The sequence below is a fragment of the Enterococcus sp. AZ128 genome, assembly GCF_051714485.1.
Taxonomy (GTDB): Bacteria; Bacillota; Bacilli; order Lactobacillales; family Enterococcaceae; genus Enterococcus_A.
Genome location: NZ_JBIORZ010000001.1, coordinates 1,201,052 through 1,212,836 on the forward strand (window position 1 = coordinate 1,201,052; position 11,785 = coordinate 1,212,836).

Annotated in this window: 10 protein-coding genes; 2 read left to right on the forward strand and 8 right to left on the reverse strand. The window is 39.9% G+C overall.

From position 1 onward, the window contains the following. Window positions 1–247: 247 nt before the first annotated feature. The 5 genes from IGI38_RS05845 to IGI38_RS05865 all read right to left on the reverse strand — a co-directional run bounded on the left by IGI38_RS05845 (window position 248) and on the right by IGI38_RS05865 (window position 6,295). Window positions 248–1,399, reverse strand: coding sequence for an acetylornithine transaminase (locus tag IGI38_RS05845; protein WP_438727799.1), 1,152 nt, complete (start codon window positions 1,397–1,399; stop codon window positions 248–250). Then, the gene (gene argB, locus IGI38_RS05850; protein WP_438727801.1) at window positions 1,396–2,145 is read right to left on the reverse strand and encodes an acetylglutamate kinase; all 750 of its coding nucleotides are present in this window, start codon (window positions 2,143–2,145) and stop codon (window positions 1,396–1,398) included. Before argB ends, IGI38_RS05845 begins: the two co-directional genes overlap by 4 nt. Before the next feature lie 13 nt (window positions 2,146–2,158). Beyond that, on the reverse strand, window positions 2,159–3,352 hold the full coding sequence (gene argJ / locus IGI38_RS05855; RefSeq protein ID WP_438730328.1) for a bifunctional glutamate N-acetyltransferase/amino-acid acetyltransferase ArgJ: 1,194 nt from the start codon (window positions 3,350–3,352) through the stop codon (window positions 2,159–2,161). A gap of 21 nt (window positions 3,353–3,373) precedes the next feature. Next, complete coding sequence (gene argC / locus IGI38_RS05860) at window positions 3,374–4,405, reverse strand: N-acetyl-gamma-glutamyl-phosphate reductase (RefSeq protein WP_438727803.1); 1,032 nt, start codon at window positions 4,403–4,405, stop codon at window positions 3,374–3,376. Window positions 4,406–4,621: 216 nt separating this feature from the next. Beyond that, the gene (locus IGI38_RS05865; protein WP_438727805.1) at window positions 4,622–6,295 is read right to left on the reverse strand and encodes a formate--tetrahydrofolate ligase; all 1,674 of its coding nucleotides are present in this window, start codon (window positions 6,293–6,295) and stop codon (window positions 4,622–4,624) included. Between the two features lie 175 nt (window positions 6,296–6,470). Here IGI38_RS05865 and IGI38_RS05870 point away from each other — a divergent pair, with 175 nt between their 5' ends. After that, window positions 6,471–6,671, forward strand: a complete 201-nt coding sequence (locus IGI38_RS05870; protein ID WP_438727807.1) for a cold-shock protein — start codon at window positions 6,471–6,473, stop codon at window positions 6,669–6,671. A gap of 9 nt (window positions 6,672–6,680) precedes the next feature. Here IGI38_RS05870 and IGI38_RS05875 read toward each other — a convergent pair whose 3' ends face one another. Continuing rightward, the gene (locus tag IGI38_RS05875; RefSeq protein ID WP_438727809.1) at window positions 6,681–7,115 is read right to left on the reverse strand and encodes an EbsA family protein; all 435 of its coding nucleotides are present in this window, start codon (window positions 7,113–7,115) and stop codon (window positions 6,681–6,683) included. A gap of 35 nt (window positions 7,116–7,150) precedes the next feature. On the opposite strand from IGI38_RS05875, the gene IGI38_RS05880 reads away from it, so the two are divergent. Continuing rightward, window positions 7,151–7,537 carry a ribonuclease HI family protein gene (locus IGI38_RS05880; RefSeq protein ID WP_438727811.1) on the forward strand — a complete coding sequence of 129 codons (387 nt, stop codon included), beginning with the start codon at window positions 7,151–7,153 and terminating at the stop codon, window positions 7,535–7,537. Here the strand turns inward: IGI38_RS05880 and cls are convergent. Together cls and alaS are read right to left on the reverse strand one after the other, a co-directional pair. Then, the gene (cls, locus tag IGI38_RS05885) at window positions 7,532–8,992 is read right to left on the reverse strand and encodes a cardiolipin synthase (protein WP_438727813.1); all 1,461 of its coding nucleotides are present in this window, start codon (window positions 8,990–8,992) and stop codon (window positions 7,532–7,534) included. The two genes, IGI38_RS05880 and cls, sit on opposite strands and share 6 nt — an antisense overlap. Before the next feature lie 146 nt (window positions 8,993–9,138). Beyond that, complete coding sequence (alaS, locus tag IGI38_RS05890; RefSeq protein ID WP_438727815.1) at window positions 9,139–11,772, reverse strand: alanine--tRNA ligase; 2,634 nt, start codon at window positions 11,770–11,772, stop codon at window positions 9,139–9,141. Window positions 11,773–11,785 lie beyond the last annotated feature (13 nt).

Consider the following 11,785-nt stretch of genomic DNA (forward strand, 5'->3'; position numbering starts at 1 on the left):
TGATAATTAAATTCCTAAAAGTTTATATTTTTTTAAGTATAATGATTGTCTGTTAATAAACGTTGTTAAACCAATGATTCTAGTGATTAAAGATAATAGAAAAATAATTTTACTTAACCATTCAAATTTCAAACCATCAAAAAATCCTTAGAAATTATAAGATTCCCAAGGATTTTTTCTTTTCTTTGATTGATATCAAGATATTTTTTAAGAAGTTAACAATAAAATTTGTCTTTTTCAGCGAAAGCTAACTGTTATTTTCGACTAGTATCGATCGAATGATTGCTAAGCCATCTTCCAATTCTGTTTGACTGATCGTTAAAGGCGGCAGCAAGCGTAAAACATTTCGGCCTGCTTTGATCGCTAACAATTTTTGTTCTTTCAATGTTTCGATCGTTTGCTGTAAGGTTTCTGGCGAATCTAACTCTACACCAACTATCAAGCCTTTTCCGCGAACATCAATAACTTTGTCGGACTCTGAAATTAGTTGTGTCAATGCCTCTTGCAGAAAAAGCCCCTTCTCAGTCACTGCTGATAAAAACACTGGCTGATTAATCTCTGTTACGACTACATCAGCAACCTTCATTGCTAAATTATTGCCGCCAAAAGTAGTCCCATGAGAACCAGGGCCAAAAGCTTTGGCTAGTTCGGTCTTTCCCAACATCGCTCCAACGGGAATCCCATTGGCCAAAGCTTTGGCGATTGTGATAATATCTGGTTCAATTTGATAAGCCTCAAAGGCGAAAAAGGTTCCTGTTCTGCCCATTCCGGTCTGAATCTCATCAATAATCAATAAACTGCCATTTTCCTTGCACAATTTTGCTACAGATTGAAGCCATTTTTTCTTTGCTGGGACGATACCGCCTTCTCCTTGAATCACTTCCAGCATTACTGCAGCTACATTTTTATCCAGCTTTTCCTTCAGAGGATCAAGCTGATTATATGGCAAATAGTCGAATCCCTCGACAATTGGAAAGAACCCAGCTTGTAACGCCGGCTGCCCAGTTGCGCTCAAAGCTCCGTAGGTTCGACCGTGAAATGATTGCTCAAAACTTAAAATCTTTGATCGTCCTGTTGCTTTTCTGGCTAACTTGATCGCCGCTTCGTTGGCTTCTGTACCGCTATTGCAAAAAAAGGCTAAGTAGTCTTTGCCCATCGTTAATTTTTCTGCTACATTTTCTTGCAGCTTGCTGCTGTATAGGTTCGAACTGTGCCAAATTTTATCCGCCTGTTCAGATAACGCCTGGACTACTTTTGGATGATTATGCCCTAGATTGCTGACTGCAATTCCGCTCATAAAATCTAGATATTGCCTTCCATTTTGATCATAAACATAGCTGCCTGACCCGCTGACCAGATCGATCGTGTCGCGGGCATAGTTTGGAAACAAGTGGCTCATGCAAAGACCTCCTCTTTTGTGATAACAGTCCCAGTCTTTTCAATGCAATTGGTAATATGAACCTCGGATACACCATTTTCCAGAGCTTTAATAGCACTGTCTAGTTTAGGGATCATTCCTCCGGTAATGACTTTTTCCGCTTTGAGCTGTTCCACTTCATTAATAGAGATTTTCTCTAGCCACTCGTCAGATTTCTTCACACCCGGCACATCAGTCAGTAAATACAAAGCCTCTGCGTCAACTTCTTCTGCAATCTTGCAAGCAGTATCATCCGCATTGACATTTAACCACTGACCGTTGGGAGTCATTCCTAACGGTGCGATGATGGGTATGTAATTCTTGTTGAGCACGCCTTCAATGGCCGCAGGATTAACCTCAGTAATTTTTCCGACATAACCTAATTTTTCTTGATCAATAAAATCTCCCTGAATTAAATTATCGCTGGAAGCATTGAGCCCAATCGTTGCGAATCCTTGCTGTTGAAATAAAGTCGTGATCGTTGGTTGAACCTGTCCGATTAGGACCATTTGAGTGATTTTCAACGCTTGCTCCGTCGTCACTCGCAAACCTTCTTTTATTGTGACAGGAATATTCAATCGTTCCATCATTTCAGTAATATAGTAACCTCCGCCATGAACGATGATGATTTCGTGTCCATAGAAATGCCATTCGTCAATTTGCTTAAAAAAATTCGTCGTTAAATTATCACTGGCCACACCGCCGATTTTTACAACAATTTTACCCATAATCATTCACTCCTCAAGTATGGTACAGCGCGTTCACTTCGACGTATTTATACGTCAAATCGCATCCCCAAGCTTTTCCGCTTTCTTCTCCGAGATTCAAATCAACTGTGATGCAAATTTTTTCTTTTTCCAGCGTCTGTTTCATGGCCTCCTCCTCGAATCCTTGCGGCTGGCTCTGCTTCAATAATTGCTGTTCACCGATCCACATATCAATCTTTTCCGGATCTGTATGCGAACCGGCATAACCTACCGCACAAATAATTCGTCCCCAGTTCGGGTCTTCACCAAACATAGCTGTTTTCACTAAACTAGAACCAACAACTTTTTTCGCAACTAAACGTGCTTCGGGTTCATTAAGCGCGCCGACTACTTGGACTTCGATCAATTTGGTGGCTCCTTCGCCATCCTTTGCAATCATCTTAGCTAAAGTCTCGCTGACTAATTGGAACATCGCTACAAATTTATCATAAGCTTCTGTATTCTTATCGATCACGGGATTTTCAGCTAACCCATTTGCAAGAACCAAGACCATATCATTGGTTGAAGTATCCCCATCAACAGTGATTTGATTGAATGTTGTTTCTGTTTTATCAGCTAGAATTTCTTGCAACAGTTCTTTTGAGATTTGAGCATCTGTCGTAACGAAAGCTAACATAGTCGCCATATTGGGATGGATCATACCAGACCCTTTTGCCACGCCTGCCATCGTGACCGTTTGACCATTAATCTCTTCTGTTACAACGATTTCTTTAGTGGCTGTATCAGTAGTCAAGATTGCTTTATGAAAAGCGTAGGGCTCTTGATTTTCTAAATCGATTTGATTGATACCCGCTTCAATTATTTCCATCGGCAGCTGCTTTCCAATGACACCCGTAGAAGCCACCGCTATATCCTCTTTTGCAATTTTTAAACATGCCCCAGTTAAGGCCTGCATTTCTTTCGCATTTTTTAGACCTATTTTTCCCGTACAAGCATTCGCAATACCAGAATTGACGACAACCGCTTGAATCTTTTGATTAGCCATCGCTTCCTTCGTGACGAAAATAGGTGCTGCTTTAACTTGATTCGTTGTATACACAGCTGCGGCATTTGCCGGAATTTCTGAATAGATGAGTCCTAGATCTTTCTTTTCTTTTTTTAGACCTGCATGTAAGCCAGTGGCATAAAAGCCTTTAGGACTGGCGATCGTTCCTTCGATAATTTGCATATTCTTCACACTCCGACTTTTTTAAGGATAAATTGGGACAAGATTCAAGCCGGTTGTTTCTGGCCAACCGGCTAGATGATTTAGGTTATGAACAGCTTGTCCAGCTGCTCCCTTAACCAAATTGTCAAGAACTGTGACGACGGTGATAATATTCGTCACTTCATTGTAGGCAACGCCTATATCACAAAAATTTGAACCGACGATTTGGCATAGATTCGGATAAACATCCTGTTCTTGAACACGAACAAAAGGTTTTTCTTGATAAAAGTCATGAAATAATTCCAAAACCGTGGTTTGTGTCAGCTTTTCTTTACTACGCGCATAGGTCGTTATAAAAATGCCGCGTGTTACAGGAATCAATGATGTCGAGAATTGAATCGCCGGAATCTTCTCATTCCATTTTTTTAACTGCTGCATAATTTCTGGAATGTGCTGGTGACTGTTCATTTTATAAAGAGTCATATTTTCATTCCCGTTTACGAAATGGCTCGACTCTGATAAATTTTTTCCTGCACCAGACAATCCGGATTTCGCGTCAACGATAATGGAATCTGGTTCAATCATTTCTCGTTGAACCAATGGAGCTAGTGACAATAGTGTTCCTGTTGCATAGCAACCTGGATTGGCAATTAATGTTGAAGCTGGTTCTGTATAAAAATCAGCTAATCCATAGTGAGCGTTTTGTAAAACTTCAAATGGTGCACTTGAATTTTTATACCATTTTTCATATTGACCATCTGTTTTTAATCGAAAATCACCCGAAAGATCGATTACTGGAAAATCGGCCTCTACAAAAGTGGTTGCTATTTCTTTTGATATGCCTGATGGAGTAGCAAAAAAGACGATATCCGATTTTTCCATGATCTTTTGAGGATCAATTGGTTCCAAAGGAAGGTCCAATAATCGATTTAGATGTGGCAAATACTCATTAATATCTCTGCCGTTTTGTGAATGACTATGGATCGAACATATCTCTACATACGGATGCTGCAATAATATACGAACCAATTCGATCCCGCTATAGCCTGTCACTCCAATAATCGAGACTTTCATATTAACCCCTCCTTGCATTTGCATAATAATACGATTAGAGCATTGCTATTTCTGATGATTATACGTGGAGTATTTATACAAGTCAATGGTTTTTTATAAATAAATAGACGTATATTCGAAATATTATGCATTTTCTATTCTGAATATACAAAAAAGTAGAGGGTAGAATCAGCCGTCACTGATTCTACCCTCTACTCTTAGTATGTTTATTAGGTCTTAGAACAACCCAATGGCGTTGCCTTTTTTGTCAACATCCATGTTCAATGCAGCAGGTTTTTTAGGCAAACCAGGCATGGTCATTACATCTCCTGTTAAGGCAACTACAAAACCAGCGCCGATTTTAGGAACGAACTCACGAATCGTCACATCAAAATTGATTGGTGCTCCCAGTTTACTAGGATCATCTGATAAAGAGTATTGGGTTTTCGCCATACATACAGGCAAGCGATCCCAACCATACTTTTTAAAGCTGGCTAATTGCTGTTGCGCCTTTTTACTATAGATAACGTCGTTTCCGCCATAGATCTCACGAACAATCGTTTCAACTTTTTCATTTAAGTCGTCATGCTCTCTGCTGAAAATTGAATGGAAGTTATTATCTTCATTAGCGATCGTATCTACCAATGTTTTGGCTAAGTCGATCCCACCCTCAGGTCCTTTTTCCCAAACGCTGGCTAATTCAACTTTCACATCCTCTTGTTCACACAGTTCTTTCAGCAATGTGATTTCCTTATCCGTATCGCTGATGAATTCATTAATCGCTACAACAACCGGCAATCCATATTTGCGCATATTGCGGATATGTTTCGCTAAATTGCTGAAGCCTTCTTTTAAAGCATCAAGATTTTCTGCACTCAATTCCGTCTTGGCAACGCCGCCATGCATCTTCAGTGCACGGATCGTAGCCACAATCACCACTGCATCTGGGGCTTTTCCTAAACTTGGTACTTTGATGTCTAAGAATTTCTCGCCGCCTAGATCCGCACCGAATCCGGCTTCAGTTACAACGTAGTCGCCACAATGTAAAGCAGCTCTTGTCGCTAAAATACTATTACAGCCATGAGCGATATTCGCAAAAGGACCGCCATGTACAAAAGCTGGTGTTTGATAAATCGTTTGAACCAAGTTTGGTTTGATCGCATCCTTAAGAACAAGCGCTAAAGCACCTTCAACCTTCAAATCGCCAACGGTCACTGGTTCACGATCGAATGTGTATGCCACAACAATATTTGATAATCGTCGTTTTAAATCCTCAATATCCTTTGCAAGGCACAATATCGCCATAATCTCACTGGCAACTGTAATATCAAAACCATCTTCGCGAGGAACTCCGTTAATAGGTCCGCCTAATCCAACCGTAATGTGGCGAAGTTCACGATCGTTTAAGTCTACTACACGTTTCCAAATCACACGACGTGCATCAATCCTCAATTCGTTGCCTTGATGAATATGATTATCCAGTAAGGCAGATAGTGCGTTATTCGCGGTCGTAATCGCGTGCATATCGCCTGTAAAATGCAGATTGATGTCCTCCATCGGCAATACTTGGGCATAACCGCCGCCTGTTGCACCGCCTTTGATCCCCATAACTGGACCCAACGAAGGTTCGCGCAGAGCGATTACTGTTTTTTTTCCGATTTTATTTAAAGCATCCCCCAAACCGATAGTTACAGTCGATTTTCCTTCACCTGCTGGGGTTGGATTAATAGATGTTACAAGAATTAATTTTCCTTCTGGGTTTTCCTTCATCCGTTCTAAAGCATCAAACTCAATTTTTGCTTTATATTTTCCATGTAATTCCAGATCATCAAAGGATAAGTTGATTTTTTCTGCGACTTCTGTAATTGGAGCCAAAGTCGTTGCTTGAGATATTTCAATATCAGTTTTCATAAAAACTCCCTTTCCCGAACGTTTTTCAGAAAAACATACTTTTTTTATTCGTTCTATCTCATTATAACGAATTATCTTGAGAAAAACATCACTTAGATTCGGCAATCTCATTGATTCGCAATTTTTGTTTCCATCACGTATAATAAAAACAGCAATTGCAAAGGGGTGTTGCGTGATGAATAGTGGCATTGTTAAATGGTTTGATGAAAAAAAAGGTTATGGTTTTATTGACTATGATGAAAATCAAGAGGTTTTTGTTCACTTTACCGCTATTGAAGAAGAGGGATTCAAAACATTGGATTCTGGTGACGAAGTTGAATTTGTGATTGTAGAAGGCGCTCGCGGTATGCAAGCGGCTCATGTGAAAAAGAAATAAACGAAAAGATCAGTCCTGACTGATCTTTTCGTTTGTTTTTTTGATTGGTATTTCAGGGTAGAAAGATGCGAAATCTTTGACAAAGGCTTCCTTTTTCTTTTTTCTCATGGCAAGGTGGAATTTAGCACCACTTAGTCCTTTGCGCTGAATGATGATCCCGTCCTTACAAAGAGCTAAATAATCGATATGCTCTCGAAGGATTGTCTCGCGTCTCCAAAGCCTAGCATAACGAATTCTTATTCCTGATTCTTCTAAAAATAGATAACGATGAAGACCCACCACAGTAAACAAGATAAAGATTCCAATAAAAATATTTCCTTTTAAATATGGATGCGTTTTTTCCAAAGTCAAAATCAATCCGTAAAAGAGAATAATAAAGGTCAAAGACCAATAAATGATGCTGATTGACAGCTCTGGTTGCCAAAAATAGTATTTTTTCTTCATTCGTATACTCCTACTCTAAAAAAAGGATGGTCATTATGTTAAAAGTTTATACAGATGCTGCCACCAATACCGAAAAAAGCGGCGGAGGCATCCTAATTATTTCTGAAAAACAAAAACAACTCTCAATCTCTTTGACTGAGAAGGACAATCATCAAGCTGAATTAGCTGTGATTCTTTATGCACTGCATTATTTGATCACTCATGAGTTAAATGGTCAAACGATTCTACTCTATTCAGATAGTAAAACTGCAATAAAAATTTTAGACCAAGGACAGACAAAAAACAAGCTCTTCCAGCCATATTTATCAGAGTTTAATGAATTAGCGCCGCAATTTCCGTTATTAGTTCTCCAGTGGATTCCTGAAGCAAAAAATAAAGGGGCGGACAATCTTGCCCGCCAAGGTTTGCGAAAGAAACTATAGTACAGGTGATAACAAACGAGAAAAACGTTGTTTGAAATTCAACCAGTGTGATTGATTCGCAATCATTTCATCGGTTAATTCAATACACTCTTTCATATCTTCTTCAAAAATTTTACGGAACAATTGCGCGACCTCAGGATCATAGATAAAACTGCTGACTTCAAAATTTAGTTCATAACTGCGAATATCTTGATTAGTTGAACCAAAAGTAGCTAATTCATCATCCACGACGATCGTTTTCGAATGAATAAAACCATCAGCGTAATGATAAATCTTTACACCGCGTTGATGCAGATAATTCGCGTAATATTGGGTTGCTCGATAGATAAATGGGTGATCCGGCATGTTCGGGATCATGATCCGCACGTCGATTCCAGAACGAACAGCGATCAAAATAGCAGAAATCATTGTTTCATCTGGTACAAGATATGGACTTTGAATCCAAACACTTTTTTCTGCAGCCAAGATCAGACGGACAAAGCCATCCTTAATGATCTGTTCGCTAGAGTCTGGTCCGTCAGCAACGATCTGCATTGGTACGCCTTTTTTAATTTCTTTTTGCGGCATAACAAAATACTCCGGCAAATAACTCATCCGGTCAGATTTAGCTGCTACAGAAGCATTCCAGTCACGAATAAAAATTTCCTGCAATGTAAAACTAGCTGTTCCTTCAATTCTTCCGTGAGTATCACGCCATCTGCCAAAACGTTTCGATTCGCCAAGGTATTGGTCACCAACATTGAATCCGCCGGTCCAACTGATTTGACCATCAATTACCACGATCTTACGGTGCAAGTGGTAATTCAATCGTGTTTTCGCTAAAATATTTTTCGAAGTAATAAACGGTGTCACTTTTCCACCGTTTTTGATCAACGTTTCGAAAAAAGCTTTATTTGTTTTTGGGGAACCCCAAGGATCATAAATCATCCGTACTTCGACGCCTTGAGCCGCTTTCTCCTCTAAGATCCGCATAAAACGATTGCCAATCCGATCATTAAAGAACGCATAGTATTCTACATGAATCGTGCTTTGTGCTTCCCGCAAGTCTTCAAACAAGCGTTCAAATTTTGCTGTACCATCCAAAAAGAACTCCAATTCATTTCGAACAGCTAGTGGTGATTCATCCAAGTTCTGGAAATATTTCACCAATGATTTCGCTGCAGGATATAATTGATCCGGCTCATTATGATCAACATGTCGATTGTCCTCTTGAATGATTTCATTGATCTCTCTAACACGTTTTTCGTCCTCTTGTTCAAAACGATACATCGTTTCACCATCAATTCCCCGACCGCAAAAGGCATAGATCAAAAACCCAATCACTGGTAAAAAGATCAAGGTCAATAGCCAGGCCCAAATCGTTGTAATATTTCGCGGTTTACGAAAAACAGTAATGACCGCACCAATGGCGTTGATTACGTAAATATAAAAAATAATTTGTTCAATAATTCCCAAGTGGTCCCCTCTTTTCAAAAAATAAAGTCTCTCATTTGAATTATACCGAAATAGCTGTAGTAATAAAAGAAACACGCTGTTGAAAGTCTCTTTTTCTCATAAAAAAGAGCAGCATCGCAAGGACGCTACTCTCCTATTTCTAAAAATTAAGCTAACCAGTTAGATACCTCTGCTAATGCCGCAGATAAACCAGCCGGGTTCTTCCCGCCAGCTTGTGCCATATCGGGACGGCCACCACCACCGCCGCCAACTTTTGGCGCAATTGCTTTGATCAAATCACCAGCCTTTAAGCCTTTTTCATTTGCTGCTGGGCTCATTGCCGCTAACAGATTCACTTTTTCACCTTGGACTGTCCCAAGAACTAAAACGTCAGACAAGGCTTTTTGCTTCCATTGGTCTGCCAATTGACGTAGCTGATTCATGTCTTTTACATTAACCTGTGCTGTGATTACTGTCGTGCCATTGATTTCTTTCACATCTTTGAAAACATCGCCAGCTTGTTGATTGGCTAGTTTTGTCGCTAACTGTTCATTTTCCTTTTGCAATTCACGCAATTGTTGTTGCAGCTGTTCTGTCTTGCTTACTACTTCTTTGATTTGCGGAGATTTCACGATTTGAGCTACTTGCATCAATTGTTCTTCTTCCTCGCGGAATGCCTCGTAAGCTTCTTTGCCTGTCAATGCTTCGATCCGACGAACACCGGCACCAATTCCTGATTCAGAAACGATCTTGAACAGCCCAATATCTTCAGTATTAACGACATGAGTTCCTCCGCATAACTCGATTGACCAATCACCGATGTTTACTACGCGAACGTCGTGTCCGTATTTTTCGCCAAACAAAGCCATTGCACCCATGTTTTTAGCCGTATCAATATCGGTTTCGACCGTTATAACTGGAATAGCTTCCCAAATTTTTTGGTTGACGATTTTTTCCATTTCTTTCAATTCATCTGCTGTAACTTGACCAAAATGTGTGAAGTCAAAACGCAAATGTGCATCTGTAACTAGTGAGCCTGCTTGGTTCGCATGATCTCCTAGAACCTCTTTTAAGGCTTTGTGCAACACATGAGTCGCCGTGTGATTTTTGATGACTTTATTACGGAAGGCCGCATTTACCTGTAAGTAATAGTTTCCACCTTCGTCCAATGAAGTAAGAACTTTCACCGTGTGTAGTGCTTGTCCATTCGGCGCTTTTTGTACATCGATTACGTTGGCAATAATCTTGCCATCTTGGTCAACGATCATACCTTTATCAGCAATTTGTCCACCCATTTCAGCATAGAAAGGTGTCTCAGCAAAAATTAACTGTGCTTCCCCTTCGTTTACAGTAGAAACTAAATCATTGTCTTGTAAAATAACTAATAATTTACTTTCAATTTCTAAACGATCGTAACCGACAAATGTACTGTCAACTTTGATATCCCCTAATAAAGCTGTCTGAACACCCATTGATTTTTCTGTCGTACGAGCTGCACGAGCTCGTTCTTTCTGAGCTTGCATCTCAACTTCGAAACCTTCATGGTCGACTTTCAATCCTTCATCTTCAGCTACTTCTTCTGTCAGTTCGACTGGGAAACCGAACGTATCGTAAAGTTTGAAGATCACTTTTCCATCCAAAGTTGTTTCGTTTTTTACTTTTAAATCAGCTAATACATTATTCAGCATTGTCAATCCATCATTGATTGTTTCGTGGAAACGTTCTTCCTCAGTACGAACAACCTTTTCAATGAATGCTTCTTGCTGTTTCACTTCTGGATAATAGCTAACCATGATCGCACCAACGACTGGAACAAGTTTGTATAGGAAAGCTTCATCAATTCCTAATTTCTTACCATGCATAACAGCACGGCGTAATAACCGACGTAAAACGTATCCACGACCTTCATTTGACGGAAGTGCGCCATCACCGATCGCAAAAGCTAGCGAACGAATATGGTCAGAAATAACTTTGAATGAAATATCCAATTGTTTATCCGTCCCGTACTTCTTCCCGCTCAATTCCTCAACTTTCCCGATGATCGGCAAGAATAAATCTGTTTCAAAATTAGTAGGAGCATCTTGAATGATTGAAACCATCCGTTCTAAGCCCATACCCGTATCAATATTTTGATGCGGCAATGGTTCATATGTTCCTTGTGGTGTATGGTTAAATTCTGAAAAGACTAAGTTCCAGATTTCTAAGTAGCGCTCATTTTCTCCGCCAGGGTAATTTTCGGGATCATCTTCGGCTAGATCGTTAAAATCTTCTCCGCGGTCGTAGAAGATCTCTGAATCAGGACCACTTGGACCAGCGCCCAGATCCCAAAAGTTATCTTCAATTTCAACCACATGATCAGCTGGAATACCGACTTCTTCTAGCCAAATACGTTTCGCTTCTTTATCTTCTGGATAAACGGTAACGTACAATTTGTCCGGATCAAAACCTATCCATTCTGGTGAGGTCAGAAATTCCCATGCCCATTCGATCGCTTCTACTTTGAAGTAATCACCGATAGAAAAATTCCCTAGCATTTCAAACATCGTATGATGACGAGCTGTCTTTCCGACATTTTCAATATCATTCGTCCGGATTGATTTTTGCGCGTTTGCGATCCGGGGATTTTCCGGTACAACACTCCCATCAAAGTATTTTTTCATGGTTGCAACTCCGGAATTTATCCATAACAAGGTTGGGTCATTAACTGGTACTAAAGACGCACTTGGTTCAATCATGTGCTCTTTGGTTCTAAAAAAATCTAAAAACATTTGACGCACTTCAGCGCTTGATAATTTTTTCATTTTTTCTCCTCTT